Annotated in this window: 19 protein-coding genes; 12 read left to right on the top strand and 7 right to left on the bottom strand. The window is 40.8% G+C overall.

The genetic code is table 11. The features are described 5' to 3' along the window. Positions 1-12 precede the first annotated feature (12 nt). On the bottom strand, positions 13-552 hold the full coding sequence (locus CLV38_RS08885; protein WP_106194327.1) for a YtxH domain-containing protein: 540 nt from the start codon (positions 550-552) through the stop codon (positions 13-15). Between the two features lie 9 nt (positions 553-561). Continuing rightward, the gene (locus CLV38_RS08880; protein ID WP_106194324.1) at positions 562-1,062 is read right to left on the bottom strand and encodes a DUF948 domain-containing protein; all 501 of its coding nucleotides are present in this window, start codon (positions 1,060-1,062) and stop codon (positions 562-564) included. A gap of 172 nt (positions 1,063-1,234) precedes the next feature. On the opposite strand from CLV38_RS08880, the gene CLV38_RS08875 reads away from it, so the two are divergent. The 7 genes from CLV38_RS08875 (at position 1,235) to CLV38_RS08845 (ending at position 9,515) form a co-directional block, all read left to right on the top strand. After that, complete coding sequence (locus tag CLV38_RS08875; RefSeq protein ID WP_106194321.1) at positions 1,235-1,747, top strand: PTS sugar transporter subunit IIA; 513 nt, start codon at positions 1,235-1,237, stop codon at positions 1,745-1,747. A gap of 127 nt (positions 1,748-1,874) precedes the next feature. Next, positions 1,875-2,588, top strand: a complete 714-nt coding sequence (gene yycF, locus CLV38_RS08870) for a response regulator YycF (RefSeq protein ID WP_106194318.1) — start codon at positions 1,875-1,877, stop codon at positions 2,586-2,588. Between the two features lie 6 nt (positions 2,589-2,594). After that, positions 2,595-4,457, top strand: coding sequence for a cell wall metabolism sensor histidine kinase WalK (walK, locus tag CLV38_RS08865; protein ID WP_106194315.1), 1,863 nt, complete (start codon positions 2,595-2,597; stop codon positions 4,455-4,457). Then, a complete protein-coding gene (locus tag CLV38_RS08860; RefSeq protein ID WP_106194312.1) occupies positions 4,448-5,770 on the top strand; it encodes a YycH family regulatory protein in 1,323 nt (440 codons plus the stop codon). The genes walK and CLV38_RS08860 overlap by 10 nt, the downstream gene beginning before the upstream one ends. Continuing rightward, on the top strand, positions 5,760-6,638 hold the full coding sequence (locus CLV38_RS08855) for a two-component system regulatory protein YycI (protein WP_106194309.1): 879 nt from the start codon (positions 5,760-5,762) through the stop codon (positions 6,636-6,638). Before CLV38_RS08860 ends, CLV38_RS08855 begins: the two co-directional genes overlap by 11 nt. Before the next feature lie 98 nt (positions 6,639-6,736). Beyond that, positions 6,737-7,549, top strand: coding sequence for an MBL fold metallo-hydrolase (locus CLV38_RS08850; protein WP_211295454.1), 813 nt, complete (start codon positions 6,737-6,739; stop codon positions 7,547-7,549). A gap of 787 nt (positions 7,550-8,336) precedes the next feature. Beyond that, positions 8,337-9,515: a S1C family serine protease gene (locus CLV38_RS08845; protein ID WP_106194305.1), complete on the top strand. Its 1,179-nt coding sequence runs from the start codon at positions 8,337-8,339 to the stop codon at positions 9,513-9,515. A 443-nt stretch (positions 9,516-9,958) separates the two neighbouring features. Here the strand turns inward: CLV38_RS08845 and CLV38_RS08840 are convergent, their stop codons facing one another. Further along, positions 9,959-10,381, bottom strand: a complete 423-nt coding sequence (locus CLV38_RS08840) for an organic hydroperoxide resistance protein (protein WP_106194301.1) — start codon at positions 10,379-10,381, stop codon at positions 9,959-9,961. A 120-nt stretch (positions 10,382-10,501) separates the two neighbouring features. Between CLV38_RS08840 and CLV38_RS08835 the strand changes: the two genes are divergently transcribed. From CLV38_RS08835 to CLV38_RS08820, 4 genes are all read left to right on the top strand, one after another. Further along, entirely contained in the window at positions 10,502-10,927 is a 426-nt protein-coding gene (locus tag CLV38_RS08835) for a MarR family winged helix-turn-helix transcriptional regulator (RefSeq protein WP_106194298.1), read from the top strand. A 10-nt stretch (positions 10,928-10,937) separates the two neighbouring features. After that, on the top strand, positions 10,938-11,417 hold the full coding sequence (rlmH, locus tag CLV38_RS08830; RefSeq protein WP_106194295.1) for a 23S rRNA (pseudouridine(1915)-N(3))-methyltransferase RlmH: 480 nt from the start codon (positions 10,938-10,940) through the stop codon (positions 11,415-11,417). A gap of 101 nt (positions 11,418-11,518) precedes the next feature. Next, complete coding sequence (locus CLV38_RS08825; protein ID WP_106194292.1) at positions 11,519-12,406, top strand: AbaSI family restriction endonuclease; 888 nt, start codon at positions 11,519-11,521, stop codon at positions 12,404-12,406. Between the two features lie 92 nt (positions 12,407-12,498). Then, positions 12,499-13,140 carry a tetratricopeptide repeat protein gene (locus tag CLV38_RS08820; protein WP_106194289.1) on the top strand — a complete coding sequence of 214 codons (642 nt, stop codon included), beginning with the start codon at positions 12,499-12,501 and terminating at the stop codon, positions 13,138-13,140. Positions 13,141-13,329: 189 nt separating this feature from the next. Here the strand turns inward: CLV38_RS08820 and gloA are convergent, their stop codons facing one another. The 4 genes from gloA to CLV38_RS08800 form a co-directional block, all read right to left on the bottom strand. Next, on the bottom strand, positions 13,330-13,710 hold the full coding sequence (gene gloA / locus CLV38_RS08815; protein WP_106194286.1) for a lactoylglutathione lyase: 381 nt from the start codon (positions 13,708-13,710) through the stop codon (positions 13,330-13,332). A 229-nt stretch (positions 13,711-13,939) separates the two neighbouring features. Then, positions 13,940-14,848 (bottom strand): UbiA family prenyltransferase, encoded by a 909-nt coding sequence (locus tag CLV38_RS08810; RefSeq protein ID WP_106194283.1) that lies wholly within the window; start codon positions 14,846-14,848, stop codon positions 13,940-13,942. A 13-nt stretch (positions 14,849-14,861) separates the two neighbouring features. Then, positions 14,862-15,851, bottom strand: coding sequence for a polyprenyl synthetase family protein (locus CLV38_RS08805; RefSeq protein ID WP_245920576.1), 990 nt, complete (start codon positions 15,849-15,851; stop codon positions 14,862-14,864). 188 nt (positions 15,852-16,039) lie between these two features. Next, complete coding sequence (locus tag CLV38_RS08800) at positions 16,040-16,657, bottom strand: CadD family cadmium resistance transporter (RefSeq protein WP_106194279.1); 618 nt, start codon at positions 16,655-16,657, stop codon at positions 16,040-16,042. A gap of 756 nt (positions 16,658-17,413) precedes the next feature. Here CLV38_RS08800 and CLV38_RS08795 point away from each other — a divergent pair. Next, a complete protein-coding gene (locus CLV38_RS08795; protein WP_106194409.1) occupies positions 17,414-18,871 on the top strand; it encodes a DEAD/DEAH box helicase in 1,458 nt (485 codons plus the stop codon). Positions 18,872-19,142: the final 271 nt, after the last annotated feature.

Raw genomic sequence — 19,142 nt, 5'->3', positions numbered from 1 at the left:
TTCTGATTAGTTTTAGTTGTTTGGATTAACGTTATGTGAAGCATCTTCTTCATCGTCAAGATCATTTTTATCTAATTTGAAATCGTCATTATCAGATAAATAATTATCATGAAGTGCTTCATCCACTTTATCTTTAGGAATAGCCTGATCATGTTCTGGTTCAAGTGGTGTACCTCTCACGTCACCGACACTGTCATCAGCGTATACGGCATGACTGGCTGTTGCAGGGTCCACTACTGGTGCCTCATCCTGTGTTTCTGCTTCGCTGAGTGCCAGATCTCTTTCGATTTCTTCGATGGTCTGATTCAGCTTCGCCTGTTTTGCATCAAGTTTAGCCTGTTCAGATTCCAGCTCCTGTTCGGCTTCCATATATGAAGCTTTGAAGTCATCTACTAATTCATGGGCTTTTTCTTCTCCCGTGTCTTTCAGTTTAGAGGCTTCTTCTTTCAGATCCTGACGGAAAGCTTTTCCGTCTTTTGGTGCTAATAGTAGAGCAGTAAAGGCTGATGCAGCACTGAATAAAATGGCTTTTGTTAAGCTTACTTTTGGCATACTTTTCTCCTACCTTTCAATATTTGCTAGTTCATGATGAATAACTGCCGGTACTTGTGCAGATGGGTCTGTGTGACGGCGCATTTTCTGCTTATCCACTGTCTTTTTAAACGCCAGCTTGAACGTTTTAGCCAGAACTGGCCCATCGGTTTTCAATTCGTTGATGGTGTTTTCTGCAACGCCTTTTGAATAATCACCGCCATGTTCTTTTAAGTACATGAGTGATTCAGACAAACTTGATGCGTATTTGGAAAACTCATCGAAGCGTTGAATTTTCATCTCTGACACATTTTTGGTGTAGTCCACTCGTGTCATAATGTGATCGACTTTATCTTGTATGAGTTCAGCTTCATGCGTAAAGTGTTCCATATGACCTTCGACGACTTTCTGTGTTTCTTCAATATTCTTGAGCGTCGGTCTCATTTTCTTCATAGCAAAGAAGCCCATAACAATTAAAATGACGAGAGAAACGCCTAAAATGATAAGAGAAAGGATATATCCTAATTCCATTTTGTCCCTCCTTTTTACATGATGCGTATCAATTAGTTGTATAAGATTAGAATACCACGAAGATGGGCCATCACCAACCAAAACGCTATTTTCGAAAGAGATTGCTTGAAACGGCTTTAATTGTTAGAATAGTAGCATCTACAAAGCAATTTGCACTTAAAAGGAGAAAGAGATGAGCAATCAATCGAATGAGTTTGGAGAGCACGAGGAAGGGAAGATTCCCGGCGTGCTGAATTTATGTGCGGTAACAGACGGAGAAGTAATGAAAATCGAAGATGTCCCGGATGAATTGTTTTCTCAGAAAATGATTGGAGACGGGTTTGCGGTCATGCCGAGCTCTCAGGAGGTCTTTGCGCCAGTCAGTGGTCGGCTGATTGAAGTGGCAGACACGAAACATGCTTATTATATCGAGACCCATGAAGGCATCAAGATACTGATCCATATTGGTATTGATACGCTATTGCTGAACGGAGAAGGATTCGAGTCATTCGTTGAACGAAAAATGCTTGTTGAAAAAGGGCAGAAGCTGGCGTCATTCGACAGACAGCTGCTTATAGACAGAGGATTTCAGCCGGTCATCCCAGTAATTATTCTGGAACATGACAGTGTTCTATCACTTGAAGTTCATCCGATTAAAGAGGCAAAAGCGAATGAATCGATTGCATTAACTGTGCATTTAAAGTAAAGAAGGCTGGAACTGAAAGAATTATAGGCTAAAATTGAACAGACTCTTAAGGTGCGGTATAATCTAAGAGAACCGATTCACTGAATTTGTTAGAAGCAAGATAAACTGTTTCTGAGGAGGAACGTCTTTGAAAAAAATATTAGTCGTCGATGATGAAAAGCCGATTTCAGATATCGTTAAATTTAATTTAGAAAAAGAAGGATTCGAGGTAGTCACAGCTTACGATGGAGAAGAAGCCGTCGAAAAAGTGGAACAGGAGAATCCGGACCTGATCGTTCTTGATTTGATGCTGCCTAAAATGGATGGCCTTGAAGTTTGTCGGGAAGTCCGTAAAACAAGAGATACACCAATCATCATGGTTACTGCAAAAGATCAGGAAATTGATAAGGTACTTGGACTGGAGCTTGGTGCAGATGATTATGTCACTAAGCCATTCTCAAACAGAGAATTAGTGGCGCGCGTTAAAGCAAACGTCAGACGTCAGTCTTCTCTTCAAAACACCGAACCTGTTAAAGAGGAAACAAATGATATCGAAGTAGGCGATTTAACTGTTCATCCGGATGCCTATATCGTGTCCAAACGTGGCGACACAATCGAACTGACTCACCGTGAATTTGAATTGCTGCATTATTTAGCAAGACACATTGGACAAGTCATGACGCGTGAACATTTGCTTGAAACGGTATGGGGATATGATTATTTTGGAGATGTCAGAACCGTTGATGTAACCGTCAGACGCCTGCGTGAAAAAATAGAAGATAATCCAAGCCACCCTACATTTTTAGTTACCCGTCGAGGAGTGGGCTATTATTTAAGAAGTCCTGAACAACAGGAGAAGTAGTGATTTATGAAGAAAAAAATTAGATTTTATCAGTCAATCAATACTAAAATAGTCTTTGTCATAGTCTTATTACTTGTATTCGCCCTGCAGTTAATCGGGGCGAATTTTATTACCCAGATCGAAAGACAGCTGATTGCCAATTTTCAGGAAGACAGACAGGTACAAATGAACTTTCTGGAAAGTACAATTATGCCGTTTCTGGAACAGGAAGCCAATGAAGAGGAAAATGAAGTCGATCCAGTCCAGGAAATCAACAGCCTGATAGGCGAATTTTCAGGGAGTGGGATCACTGATCTTCAGGTCGTAAATGAAGACCTGATTGTCATCGGCACCAGCGACAGTACGCAACAGAACATCGTCGGGCAACTGTCAGATGACGTCGATGTCAGGCAGGCTCTCTTCACAGAAACCACCGTCCCCAGACAAGTTATCGATCCGATCACCAACAACAGACGCTGGAAAGTAGTTGAACCCGTTTTTTCTGCGGAAGAAGATGGGCAGTTCCTGGGCGCTATCTTAATGGAAAGCAACATTGAGTCCGTTTATGCCCAGATTTCTCAGATCACGCTGATTTTCCTTCAGTCCAGTGCGGTCGCCATTATTTTATCACTGATACTGGCGAATATGGTTTCACGTGCACTGACGAAGCCTATTAAGGAAATGCAGATTCAGACGCGTCAGATCGCAGATGGGGATTATTCGGGTACCCTTAAAGTATACGGGGAAGATGAACTAGGTCAGCTCGCATCCCTAATCAATGACCTGTCAGATGATGTGGCAGAGGCGCAGGAATCGATTGATGCGGAAAGACGCCGATTGAACAGTGTCCTGACGCATATGACCGACGGCGTTGTCGCAACAGACAGACGTGGAAAAATCATTATTATCAACGAGATGGGTCAGACGATGCTTGAATTGACTGAAGATGAAGCAATTGGAGAAAACCTTCTGTCCGTTTTGAAAGTCGAAGAAGAGATTACGCTGCGTATGATACTCGAAAAACAGGATGATATATTAATCAATGCCAACCAGAATGGTGTCATGACTATTTTACGTGCGTCTTTCTCACTCATACAACGAGAATCCGGCTTTATCAGCGGGATCGTCTGTGTTCTGCATGATGTAACAGAGCAGGAACGGATCGATGAGGAAAGAAAGCAGTTCGTATCCAACGTGTCACACGAACTGAGAACGCCTTTGACCAGTATGCGAAGCTATATTGAAGCACTGGCTGACGGGGCATGGGAAGATCCGGAACTGGCACCCCGTTTCCTTGAAGTTACACAGAATGAAACAGACCGTATGATCCGAATGATCCAGGATCTGCTTCACTTATCCCGTATCGATTCTGGGAAGAGTGCACTGGAACTGGAGATCGTGGACATCACCGAAATGGTCGATCATGTGATGAATCGCTTTGAAATGCTGATTCATTCGACGGAGTATAAAGGGAAAGATTACCAGATCAATAAAATGCTGATCGAGGAAGCTATCTTTGTCGAAGTCGATCCGGACCGTATGATTCAGGTTCTCGACAATATCATGAATAATGCAATCAAATATTCACCCGACGGCGGAACAATTACTGGCCGTATGGAAAAAAGAGCCGATAGAGTAATCATTAGTATTACAGATGAAGGAATGGGTATACCGAAAGCTGATTTGTACAAAATTTTCTCCCGTTTTTACAGAGTCGACCGTGCGCGGTCAAGAGCAATGGGCGGAAGCGGCTTAGGGTTAGCCATTTCAAAAGAAGTAGTGGAACAGCATGGTGGCCGTATATGGGCTGAAAGTACCGAAGGAAAAGGCACGACCTTTTATCTCTCGCTTCCATATGTGCCATTTGAAGAGGAGGATGAATGGGTATGACCTGGTCCCGATTCAAACACATAATGCTGACCTTTTTAATTGGGTTAAGTTTATTTTTAAGTTTCCAGTTATGGACGGCAGGCGGAGAACTGCGTGAACCCACATCAAGTGGCAGTGGCGCAGCTCCTGCTTCACTAGTCGACCGAACACTGACGGAAGTATTTGCACCAAACCAGATTATCTGGCATCGGTCTTTCAACAATACCAAATTCGAGGCGAATACGTTTTATACTCAGGAATGGATTGAGGAGCATTTCTCGACTATGTCTTTCGGAGAGGTCAACAGTCCTCAGCGTCTAAGTCAGGCTGATTATCAGCAGCAGCTGGCAACAGGAGAATGGGTAGAGTTCGTATTTGATGCACCTGTCCCATTCGGACTGTTTGAAGATGCTTTTGAGGATCTGCCGACGGATTACGAGAACCGGACGTTCATGCGTTTTTACATGAACCGGGATGAACCGGAACTACTCGGATTTTACGATGTCAACAACGAGATCAATTATACCGTTGAAGATACCAGCTTTACGACAGACATTATCAATGAGCTGTTATATACAGCAAATAACCAGTTTAATGATGTCGAAGCGGTAGATATCGGCGATACCTTTATCTATCTGCCGATCGAAGAGGTCGAGGTCGAGTATCACGATTATCTGGTCGAGCGTCTGCCGAACAATTTATACATCAACCAGTTCTTCACTGACACGTCAGAAGTGGATGCCAGACGGACGGGGCAGTCTATCCGTTATATCGACTTGACAACAGAAGTCAGAATCAATGATGCAACCAATACACTGACCTATCTCAGACAACGGAGCGACCTAGGTCAAATGACCTTCAGTCAGCGTCTTCTTGATAGTTTCCAGGAGCTCAGACAGATTGAAAACTGGACGGAAACGATTCATTATCAGTCCTATACGCCTTCTACTAATGAAGTAACGTTTCAGCGCTACATTCAGGGCTATCCCGTTTACAGTTTCCAGCAATTGGAATCATCCATTCTGGTTACCGTTGTTGAAGGGGGACGAAGCAACCTGCGTCTGCCTTTGAGAGTGGTCCAGACGCCACTGACGCTTACAGGAAATGATTCTAAGACACTGCCAAGCGGAAGAACCGTTATTGAGCAGCTTGAAAATACTGAAGATGGATTAACAACTATTCAGGATATCAAAGTCGGACTGACATGGATCGAGAGTGAAGAAGACAGCCGAGTCATCCATTTTGAACCGAACTGGTACGTTCAGTCAGAAAATGTTTGGTATGAGCTGAATCGCTTCATTCAATTGCAGGAGGAATCGCATAATGGACTTTAAAAAAATTGAGAGCATCTTCCTGATTACCTTCCTGTTTCTGAATGTTTACCTGCTCATCGGTTTCTTGAACAGAAGCGATCTGCAATATGCTTCCACCGCTCCAGATCAGGTCAATCTGATCAGAGAGATGGAACAGATCGGTATCGAGTTACCATCGTTAAACGAAGAAGAACGGGATGTCTTTTATGTGCAGGCAGACAGCAATAATCTTCTGGAAGAGAACGTCGATCAGCTTGAAAATCAGGCAGGATCGATTGCACAGGATGGGTCACTCTACACGAGTATCCTATCTGACCCGATAGAGATTGAAGGGAACCCGGATGATGGATTCACAGAAGAGGATTATGCAAGACTGGACACCTTCATTGAAAGTGGTGCAGTGCTGTTTGGTCAAGAATACGACTATTTAAGATATGATAACGCTGAAAACCGGTTTGTATATGCCCAGCAGGTGGAAGGGTTGCCTGTCGCTGACGGAACTTCGGAAATTTCACTTTTTTACGGCAGTGATGGCAACATTATTTCTTACCAGCAGAGTTATGCTGGCCCGATGACAGCTCAAGGGAGTCCGCTTGAAGTCATTACTGACCGTCAGGCAATTGAGATCCTGTTTCAGAATAATCAAATCAGTTCCAACTCTATTGTCAGACAGCCTATTCTGTCTTACCACCGCACGCTTCATCTAGAAGATTTGAGTATGTACGGACCGATCTGGTATATTCCAGTCATAGACTCCACAGGCGAGCGGGTACTGCGTGTGGATGCTTTCGAACGAACCATCATATCCGAACCGGCTGAACCCGTTACCCCTGTAGATCCGGATCTGCAAGAAGACATGGATGACGATGACTCTGACAACGACGAGTAAATAACACGTTAATGTGACGAGTGGAAAGTCACCTTGCTTACATGCTGAGTGATGTTGTAAGATAGACAAGGAGTATTTGCAGGGAGAGGTATCAGTTTATGATGGAGACAGAACAATCGGGATTGAACATCAGTTTATTGGCCAGTGGCAGCACCGGCAATATCACTTATGTTGAATCCGGCAAAACAAAATTGCTCGTTGACTGTGGACTTAGCGGGAAAAAAGCCATTGAGCTCTTAGCTAAAATTGGTCGTCGTCCGGAAGATCTGGATGCAATACTAGTTACGCATGAGCATTCTGACCACATCAAAGGCGTCGGGATTTTAGCTCGTAAATATGGGCTGGATATCTATGCCAATGAAAAAACATGGCAGGCTATGGAACCTAAATTAGGTAAACTGAAAATGGAACAGAAAAATCACTTTTCGATCGACAAAACGCTGACACTGGGAGACATTGATGTGTCCAGTTTCGGAGTGTCTCATGATGCGATCGATCCGCAGTTTTATACGTTCCAGAAAGACGATAAACGCTTTGTCATGCTGACAGATACAGGCTACGTCAGTGACCGCATGCGCGACTATGTAAGAGATGCAGAAGCATATCTGATCGAGAGTAATCATGATCTGAGCATGCTCAGAATGGGTCGTTACCCGTGGTCACTCAAACAGCGTATCCTCGGAGATAAAGGGCATTTGTCAAATGAAGATGGTGCTCTGGCATTATCTGAAATTGTTGGAGACCGCACGAAAAGGGTCTACCTAGGCCACTTGAGTAAAGAAAATAACATGAAAGAAATTGCGCATTCATCGGTAGAAGAGATACTGGTGAATAAAGGGACAGGTGTGAATGAGACATTCCATCTGTATGACACGGATCCTGAAGTCCCGTGTCCACTGTTTACGCTATAAGCGTCTGAACAGGGGGTCATGAAAGCTTTCCAGACCACTACTGAAGAGTAGACGCTAGTTTAATCGAATAGGTAAAAAACATGAGAGTGCTCAGGTAAGATGAGCACTCTCATGTTTTTTTTTCTGAATGTCTATTTAGATAAAGCCTCATTTCATATTATCTGGCAGTCAAGGGGCAGAGCCATTTGAGTGAGGGCTATTAAAGTCTTTATAGGCAACTGAAAGCACAGTTTATTTGAGTTAAATGTAGTCAGAGCCGCTACATTCAACTGACAGCCACAACTAGATTGAATTGAAGGTAGTGGGGTCCACCACCTTAAAGTCGAGTCTGTCCACTTTTTGAGTTGCACCTAATCTGACTGACTAGTTGCAACTCAATGCGCATGCATTCTGAGATAGGTATTAAATGCTTTTTACATCTATCTCGAGCTAGACTTTAGGTAGAGTTGAATCCAATAAATGATTCAATCCAATTAGTGTCAGACTATAAAATCACCTAAATAAATAAAATTAAGTAAGGGGACATGTTTACAGGCTAATGTCGTCTGATTTACTCGTTTTTTTGATGTGTAGCTGCATTTTTAAAAAAATGAGTTAACTTAACCAGTTAACCTATTGAAATTTAGAAAGAAATACATATAATATAGTTGGAAACCGTAAGGATACTGTATTCTACCAAAGTATGCTAAACTAAATTCATTAACAACTCTTACTCATTTGTTCACTATAAAGACAAATATAAATAGTACAGTAATAGATGAAAGTTAAGAAATAGGGGGAAACAAGAATGAAAAAGATAGGGCAATCACTTTTTGCATTAGTTTTAACATCTTCTGTTTTAGCTGGGTGTGACACCTTAACGAATGATACGGAAAATGATAATCAAAATGGAGTAGTGAATGAGGATGGACAAGTAACGGTTTCCGAAGTACGAGTAGATGTCTCATCCGGCATAACAGACGCTGTAGATGTCATCGATGATGCGGTTGTCTCCATTATTAATCTGCAACGTGTAGGCGACAATCAGTGGGGATGGTACGGTGAAACGGGTGCAACAACAGAAGACGAAGAGAATCTGCTTCAGGCAGGAACAGGAAGTGGAGCCGTTTATAAAGTAGACGGTGATACGGCTTATGTGTTCACCAATAATCACGTTATTGAAGGGTCGGATTCAATTGAAGTCCTCTTTAAAGACGGCACACGAGTAGAGGCTGATGTGATTGGATCAGATTTGTGGACAGATTTAGCTGTTCTAGCTATAGATTCCAGTGATGTTTCGACAGTAGCTGAATTTGGAGATTCAGACAATCTGACTGTCGGAGAACCAGCAGTCGCTATAGGCTCACCATTAGGGACTAATTTTGCTTCATCAGTGACATCAGGCATTGTATCAGCCGTTGAACGGACCGTTCCAGTTGATACCAATATGGATGGTGAAATGGACTGGGAAATGACAGCTATTCAAACAGATGCAGCCATTAACCCAGGGAACTCAGGTGGACCGTTAGTCAACATAGCCGGTCAGGTCATTGGCATTAATTCGATGAAAATCTCATCTTCTACGATTGAAGGCATGGGCTTCTCGATTCCTAGTAATGATGCAGTCGACATCATTAACCAGCTGGAGGAAAATGGAGAAGTGGTCCGTCCGATTTTAGGTGTAGGGATGGTCGATCTGTCAATGGTTTCTCCACAGCAGCAGCAGGCAATATTGAACCTTCCTGAAGATATTGATGGCGGAGTCGTCGTCGCAGAAGTGTCCACAGGCAGTGCAGCTGACGAAGCCGGTATGCTGGCAAATGATGTCATCGTCAGATTCAATGACGTAGATGTTCAAAATGGCATCGAACTGAGACAGGAAATATATGATGCAGAGATAGGTGAAGATGTGGAAGTTGAATTTTACCGTGATGGTGAATTAATGACCGTAAACATCACTATGCGCAGTTCAGAAGAAATGATTTAAGTGAATAAAGAGTAAGAATACACAGCCTTTTTCGGGCTGTGTATTTATTTTGGGGACAAATAGCGGGATAACTTTGTTCGGGTGTGGATAAAAAAAGAGCAAAATCCCGTCAAACCAGCTATTTCCTGAAAAAGTTATGCACACTGGACAAACTGCGTGTGCATAACTTATTTTAGTATAACGTTTATTATCGTTTAGAGCCTGTTATAACAGGCTTTTGAAATTTGTATAACTCATTTTTATGATGTGGAAAAATGTGCATAACTATACTTGTAAACAATCCCTATTTCTGCATAAAAGCCCCTTTTGATAAATTAACGGGAACAGCGATTGTGGATATGTGTATAACTTTGTGGATAACTGTGGAAAGTGAGTGGATAAACAAAAAACCACCTGGGTAAAGTCCCAAGTGGTCGATATCTAAACATGTGGATAAGATTATATTATATAGCTTTGACTGTCTTCTTGACTTTGACATTTCCTTCGATCGCGCGTGAATACGGACAGACTTCATGCGCCTGACTGACTAACTCTTCAGCTTCTTCTTGAGTCACCCCTTCGATCTCAACAGAAAGTTCGACACTCAGTCCCATTCCCTTGAGTCGTTTTTCAATGCTGACATGTGCTGTGACAGAAGAACTTGTTTTCTTTTTAGCTTTTCCCGCAACTAATTGAAGGGCACTGTCAAAACAAGCAGCGTATCCTGCTGAAAATAATTGTTCCGGATTGGTTGTGCCTTCCGTTCCTTTTCCACCTAACCCTTTTGGAAGAGAGAGTTCCAGATCGAGTGCACCATCAGATGATTTGACGTGTCCTTTACGTCCGCCAGTTGCTGTCGATGTTGCTGTATATAATGTTAATCCCATTGTTGACATCTCCTCTTATTATAGTTTTGTACAATTTGATTGTACACAATTAAATTAAGCGTGTCAAACTGTATGAACCTTAACAGGATATTGGTATACTACTTATGAGGAGTGAAGAAAATGACGAAAGATATATTAAAACTGGATAACCAATTGTGTTTTCCTTTATATGCCGCCACAAGGCAATTAACCAAACTGTACCGCCCATTACTGGAAAAGTTTAATGTAACCTATCCGCAGTACCTGGTGCTACTCGTATTATTTGAAACAGATACGATTACAGTTAAAGCACTGGGGAACCGCCTGTTTCTGGACTCCGGCACCTTGACCCCAATGCTGAAACGTATGGAAGAAAGAGGCCTGGTTAAACGCACACGGTCATTAACGGATGAGCGAATAGTTGAAGTAACCCTGACTGAAAAAGGGCAAGCCATCGAAACAGAGGTAGAAGAAGTACCAGTAGCCTTTACAAAAGAAATCAACCTGGAAGAAGCAGAGTATTTTGAACTGAAACGCATATTATCAAAAATCCTGGATCAGGTGTAAGGAGTCGACTATGGATATCACACTAGTGTCAGTAGGAAAATTGAAAGAAAAGTACCTCAAAAAAGGCATCGAAGAATACACGAAGCGGTTAGGGGCTTATACAAAAATAAAGATGGTTGAAGTCCCAGATGAAAAAGCACCAGAAAATTTGAGCGAAGCTGAAATGGTCCAGGTCAAAGACAAAGAGGGCGAACGAATCCTGGCTAAAATCCCAGACCAAGCCTATGTCTTCGCATTGGCAATCGATTCAAAAGAACGCACCTCCGAATCCTTCGCCAAAGAAATCGAACAGCTCATGATCCACGGCAGCAGCAAAATCGTCTTCGTCATCGGCGGATCACTAGGATTGAGTGAAGCCGTCATGAAACGAAGCGACACCACTATTTCATTTGGTAAGATGACCTATCCCCATCAATTGATGCGGCTCATATTAGTTGAGCAGATTTATCGAGCGTTTCGGATTATGCGGAATGAGCCGTATCATAAGTGAGTGAGGTTTTAAAAGTACAGATTCGTGATAGTGCAATAACATTTCTTAAAGATTTATACTAAAGCAAACGTAGAATATAAAGAATTTCTAAGGAGGATTGGATGGATAAGGTTGAATATCTTATTAAGACTTTTTCTCGTACTAGACGGAAAGATTATGAGAATTATATACTTAATGCTGTCTGGCAAAAAATTAATTTTCTAAATATGCGACCGGTAACCCAGCAATATGTTAAAGGTGAGAACAATGAATACTATTTAATTGATTTATACTTTCCCCAGATAAATGTTGGCGTAGAAGTGGATGAGGCTTTTCATAAAAATAACATTGAATCTGATTTAAAGCGGGAGTTAACTATTGAAGAAAAGTTATCATCCATTCGTGAAGCTAGCCTATTTGAGTTGAAACGTATTGATGCAACATTGCCATTACAAAACTTAATGGAGCGAATAGATATAGTTGCAGCAGAGATAAAAGAAAAAATAGTGGATATGAAAATTTCAAAATGGGATACAGATGTTTCTATTAAAGAGCGGATAAAGAAAAATGGATATCTTTCGATTGATGATTTTTACCGCTTTCGTGTAATAACGGATGTTGCTAACCAGTTGTTTTTCAAAAATTATAAAGGCTACCAAAAAGCAAGCTTCGTAGTTAATGTTGATGATGAAGTTGCACAAGTATGGTTTCCGACTATTTCAACAGAAGCAAAAGAAGAACATAACCAATGGTTGAACTACTTAAACGAAGATTGGAGCGTTATTACAGAAGAGAATATTCGTGAAGACGGAAAAACAACCAATCATCAGATAGGTGATTTGAGAGTGGTCTTTGCTAAAATCAAAGATAACTTCGGAAAGTTTAGTTATAGATATATTGGGAATTTCCGGCTGGAAGAGATCTCAGAGGACAACAAGGTTCGCAGGTATCAGAAAGTAAGTGATCGCTTGTATATTAATTATGAGAACGAACAGTTATTGATGAAGTAAACTCTAATACCTCATTAAAAAAATTTGCGGTTAGACTTATCATAAGCAGTAGATTTTTTCATAATCATTATCTAGTGCAAAGGAGAGTCTAAATGAGACTTTTAAAAGAAGAATTTACCCAAGCATTTGAATTGTTTGACAAAGGATATTTAGTTGAAGCAGAGGTATTATACAGGGAGTGTTTAAGCAAAATCTCAGATACTAATTCTGATGAATATTTGCAAGGGTTACATGGGTTAGGGTATGTAAAGGTCGCTTTACATAGATTTGATGAAGCAAGAAGTCACTATAATGAATTAATAAAAATAGCCTTATCTAACGAAGATAAGGTTAATCACTGTATAGCTATTCATCAACTTGGAATGGTTGAACGGATGGCAGAAAAATTTGATGAAGCGTTAAAATTATTTCAATCAGAGGCCGACTTTCTGGAAAAGTATAAAATTGAATCTGCCTTAAATTGGTCCGCTAACTTCTATGAGCGGGGCTATGTAAATTTAAAAATGAAGAATCTCAAAAAAGCTGAACAGCTTATGGAAGAATCGTTACATTACGCAAAAAAATCTGGAGATGATATTTGCATTGGTTGTGCTTATCGTGGGTTTGGAGAAATTTATCAGGCTAAAGGCAACGACGTTTTAGAGAAACAATCTTTTCAAAATGCGAAAAAAGCATTTGAGAGAGCTAGCGATAACTTAGCAATAAAAGAAATAGATATGCTATTAAGAAAATGATGGATTTCTAAATCGAGTCTTTAAGATAATAGCCAAAACAGCAATATCACAATTTACATAATCGTGATATTACTAATTTGCTTTAGCAAGAATTGTGAGAGGCTATAATGTGGTATTTAAATGAAATTTGTAAAAAAAGGTAAGCATATCGGCAACAGCCAACATGCTTACCTTTAATCTATTCAAGAATTATTTTCTACGCTTAACTTCAATGCGGTAGCCGTCAGGGTCTGTCACGAAGAAATAGCTTGGTGTGCCGCCTGAAAGGCCTTTTAGTTCACCTGTTTTGTAAGCAGAGGCTTTACATACGTCGTGCATTTTTTCTAAATCATCGACTTTTACACCTAAATGACTGAAGCCGTCTCCGATAGTGTAAGGATCGGCATCGTAATTGTAAGTGAGCTCGATTTGTACAGAAGAACCTGGGGAATTCAGATAAATTAAATCAAATTTATTCTCAGGGAATTTTCTGTGGCTGGCCACTTCAAAATCAAATAGATTAGTATAGAAGTCTAATGTCGCATCAATATCTCTGACACGCAGGCAAATCTCAACAAGTTCTTGGTTCATAGTATCATCCTCCAATAGTTTCTTATCTTTATTTTAGCATGAATAGGTCATATACGCAGTTGTTTAACCTAATTGATTACTTCAACACTTTCACATTCCACTGTTTCTAGATAATAGGCTGCGAATTCAATGCTTTTACACAAAAAAATCAGTGATGAATACTGAAGGATTTACTCTTTCAGATCATCACTGATTTTTTTCTTCTTCTCCTTTACTCAGAGAGGGCTGATCAAATGTTCAGCCAAGCGCCTATGAGGAACGTAATAATAAGTGGAACGGGAATGACAGCTGAGTTGATAATAGTCGTCATAAAGGTTGTCTTTTTGTCCTGTTCCTTCATGAAGATACCAATGTTTTTTAAGACGTATGGGAAAGTTAACAGGGACAAAGCGACTAATCTAGGGAAGGTCCCGAAAATGACCGATAGAATGATCGCGATATAAGCCGCATAATAAAAATATTTGAAGACCACGAGTGCTTTGTCTACGCCGATATGATAAGGAAGGGTAAACCGGTTATCTTCAATGTCTTCTTCCAGATCGCAAATGTTATTGGCTAGTAAGATGGCCATGACCGTAATCGATGTCGGAACAGACGCAACGATGAACTGACCAACGGTGATCAGATCGAATTGAACGACGTCAAAGGCGTTGACATAAACCATGGCTGTAAAGATACAAAAACCCATGGACAAGCCGACAAAGAATTCTCCGGACGGTGTACTTGAGATGGGAATAGGTCCAAATGTATAGAGTACACCAATCAACATCCCCCCAAAACCGATAAAGAACAGGATAGGAGAGGTTTGGAGCGCTAAGTATAACCCAACGACTAGAGCGACTGCACCAGAAATGAGATAGGCTAAGCGAACAGTCTTAAGAGGGATATTCTCTTTACCCACCACCATTTCTTGGGTATAGTCCGCATTTTTTTTATCGGCAATGTAATAATCCAAGTAGTTATCGCGAATATTGACAGCCAGGTGAAAGAGGACGACCGTGAGTAAGCCTAAGAGTGTAAAGCCCAGACGGAAGCTGTTAAAATTGTACCAGGCATACAAGATACCAATAATGGCAGGAAAGAGGCTGGTCGTAGTGGTTTCCACTTGAGCAAGTAAGATATATTGTTTGAATGTCATGATGATCTCCTTTTTAATAGTCTCTTGTGAGTAGTGTTTTAGTCAACGAATACAAAACGTCTTTTTCAGGGTGACTTGGAAGCTTATCAATGGAGGTTAAAGCTGTTTCAATATACGTTTGTGCAATAGCGCGTGCGCGCTCGATACAGTGGTTCTCGTGTAGTAAAGAAACGAGAGCAGCTAAGTCACTGTCAGTTAGGTCTTCACCCTTATTTAGAAGTGGAAGAAAGGCCTCTTTGTTTGCCTCTAAACCTAAAATAAGCGGAAGGGTATAAATCCCTTGCTTAACATCGTTTAAAACGGGTTTTGACAGGCTTTCAGGTGTTTGGGTGTAATCTAGAATATCATCAAGCATCTGGAAGGCGATGCCAATATTTTGACCAATCGACCGACTCTTCTCAATAATTTCAGGGTCACATTGTCCCAAGTAAGCCCCTTCGTAACAACTTAATTCAAAAAGCTGAGCTGTCTTTCCTTTAATGCTTTTCAAATAGTCAGTATAGGTGATATCTGTATTATAGACATTTGTCATCTGGTTTATTTCACCCATTAACACCCGCTTCATTGATTGCGTGTTTAACTTGATAATGTCGACGGAGTCGGTAGCATCCGCCAGTAAATCAAAATACACTGAGATCAACAAATCACCTGTGTAAACAGCGACATCTTTCCCGTGTTTGGATTGGACCGTTTCACTTCCACGACGCATACTTGACTCATCAATGATGTCGTCATGAATGAGAGTGGCCAGATGAAGCACCTCAGTAGATGCAGCAGCAGCGATTATTTTTTTATGCGCCTCCTGAGTGGCGTTGCCTAATTGGGAAAAAAGTAAAAAATAGGCAGGTCTAAGTAATTTTCCTTGGCTCTCTATCATGTTAATGACCGTTTGTTCAATTTCTTTATTTTCAATGGTTGTTTTTTCTATAATAAGTTCCAGGCACTCCAGTAAAAGTCTTTGGATGCTAGGGAAGTTGTTCCACATTGGATGAGTTTTAACCATACAGGTCTCCTTTATTAACCGCTGATACGCTGGTTCTTCTATTTCATTTTTTATGCATAATTAATATCTCTGTTTAAGTATATATGAAAATCCATAAAGTCGTGAATAAAAACGTTCAGCAAACTTATTTCAGTAAAAAAAATAAGAGCAACAGCCAGAGCCGGCTATTACTCTTAGGTACGTGAACATTAGAAAATGACGTTATACATCATCTGTATGGTTCCATTTTCGATCATAATATACAGTCCTAGTGCAACAAACACTATTGGTATAATAATTCGTTCATACTTTTCAATTGTTTCGGATACTCCGGGTATTGAAGACAAAGAGCGACTTACTTCAACTAACCCGATAATTCCGACTGCAAATACAATCAATGCAACGATAACTTCAGTCCAGCTTAAAGTTGAAAAGTAGGGAATATAGATGCCCAAATTATCGCCACCAGATGCAATGGTCAATAAAGTGACCGTCCAAAATAATCTCGAAGACTGTCGCTGATTCAACTTTTCTACAATAGCCTCTTCGTCTGTATCTTCTTCGTCAATTAGTGCAAAACGGATACCAATGAAGAGGGGAATCAAGCCTAATAGTCCAATGATTGATTCTTCTGGAATAAAACGGACAACGAACGCAGCGAACAAACTGACAGCGACTAAAATACCTGTTCCAAGATACTGTCCGGCATAAATATGCCCTTTATTTGAGTATTTACCCAGCTGGGCAAACATAATGAGTAAGATAAATAAATAGTCTATACTAGTTGAAATATAGACGCCTAAAGCGGTTAAAATCTGTTGAATCATGTTTATCCTCCATGTTCTATAAAAAGATTAGTAGCAAACCAATTTTTTTATAGCTAGCATAAACACATCAATTTATGTGTTTTTAGAGGATAGTCAAAAGCTATATCTGGTACTTTATGTGTAGGTAATGTCATGGTGGCCCCCTATTTTTTCGACTCAGTTTTCCTAGGTAAGCTGACGTAATGCATTTGATGGAATTCGAATGGATTTGCCAGGATAGATAAACTTATAGTAACACAGGTTCTGATGAGTTTGGAATCTATCTCTCCCGTTCTTAATTTATACTCTTCCCTATTTAGCCTTCTTATGTAAAGAATCACTAGTAGCATCAGTATAGGGACGGGTGAAGAGGGGTGACCACCAAAGTGACTACTTTTCAGATCCTCATATAAATAGAGGGCAATTCTGACTAATATGAAGGTAAACGAGTTAGCCTTAAAGCCCAAGAATGCCAGATTGGATGGCTTTCCAAGGCTATTTGTGGTACTGTCAGACTTATTGTGTGGGGTTTTAGACTACTAATAAACTAGTTTAAGTAATGAATGTACTCACTTTTTATGAACCACTAATGTTGAGGTTTAACTAATGTGCCACAGCACCGTAATTTATGCGGATCTGGTGTGTGACTTTATAAGAGTTGATAGACTATTCAATGAAAAAGGATCGAAATGGACTAGGCATACAATCATGGCAGAGATAGCCAGTAAAGAGAATTTTAGAGACATCATTCAACAAAGAAAAAGAAAGCAGGAGAATATGAATAAAACATTATTTGACACATTTGGGATCAGTCCCGAAATAGTAAAAGCACTGACAAGTTTGCGTTACTTCCATCCGACAGCGGTACAGGAAGCGGTCATTCCGCTGGCCCTGGAGAAACAGGACGTTATCGTCGAGTCTCAGACAGGGAGTGGGAAGACGGTTGCTTTTGGGATTCCACTTTGTGAGCAGGCAGAATGGGAAGAGAATAAGCCCCAGGCTTTAATTTTAGTCCCTACTCGAGAGTTGGCGCTTCAGATTAAGGACGACCTTATGAATATTGGCCGCTTGAAGCGTATCAAGGTGACGGCTGTATTTGGTAAGTCTTCCTTTAAAACGCAGAAGTCCGAGCTGAAACAGAAAAGCCACATTGTGGTCGGTACTCCGGGTAGGGTACTGGAACATTTAAAAGAAGGCACACTTGTAGTCGACAAAGTCAGCAGCTTAGTTTTAGATGAAGCGGATGAAATGCTGAATATGGGCTTTATTGAACAGGTAGAAGACGTTATCAACTATTTACCCAAAGAACGCCAGACTATGCTGTTTTCTGCTACGATGTCTCCACAAATAGACCAGTTAGCCAGCTTTTACATGAGCGCTGACAGGGCTTCTGTCAGAATGGAACAATCAGAGCAGAACACGCCTAAGATCTTACACTCCTATATCAACGTAGATGAAGCTTCTAAAGAAAAGCACCTACTGGATTTATTAACTGTTGAGAATCCAGATGTCTGTATCATTTTTTGTAATACTAAAGATGCGGTGGACTCAGTTGTCGATTATTTGGAAACAAATGATTTACCAGTTGATAAGTTACATGGAGGGATGGATCAGGACGATCGCCTTGATGTCATGGATGACTTTCGTTCTGGGAAGCTTCGTTATCTCGTGGCAACTGATGTTGCGGCGCGTGGGATCGATATTGATAATGTGACGCATGTCGTCAATTATGATGTCCCATTTGAAAACGAGAGCTATACACACCGGACAGGCCGGACAGGTCGTGCAGGTAAAACGGGGTTGGCCTTAACGATGGTAAGTGAAAAGGACCAGAGACGCTGGCAGGAAGTCCGTGACTATGCATTTGATGACAGCCAGGAGCTCACGGAAATAGTTGCCCCTAGCGAACGACTGGTCATCCGTTCGAAGGCTGCATTTGAAAAGAAAATAAATGCACGAATTAAACCGAAAATCGCACGAAATAAAGAGTTAAATAAGGACATCACTAAGATATACTTCAATGGCGGTAAGAAGAAAAAATTGCGTGCTGTTGACTTCGTCGGAACCTTAACGAGTATTAAGGATCTTTCAGCGGAAGATATCGGAATCATCACGATTCAGGAGAACGTTACCTACATTGAAATTATGAATGGGAAAGGGCCATACGTCATCTCCCAAATGCAGGACCGCACAGTTAAAGGCAAAACATTGAAAGTGCATAAAGCACACAAGTAAACAGCTCCCTTGATGATCATTTAACAGTGATTATTGAGGGATACTTTTTTAGTCGTGAGACTTCCGTTAAATAATAAGTGTTATATCGACCGAAAATACAGTATAATATTCTAAGTCCTCTAGTGTTTAATAGGGATTAAGTATTGGAGGAAATTGAAAATGATTAAAATTATGGCGGGAGTGTCAATAATTTTGTGTAAATGAAGACTACCTTCTGTAAACTTTATTTAACTCCGGGCTGATCTCTCAAACAATTTCGCTAGTTCCGATT

Source organism: Alkalibacterium olivapovliticus (assembly GCF_003003275.1).
Classification (GTDB): Bacteria; Bacillota; Bacilli; order Lactobacillales; family Carnobacteriaceae_A; genus Alkalibacterium; species Alkalibacterium olivapovliticum.
This window is presented reverse-complemented; position numbering and strand designations above follow the sequence as displayed.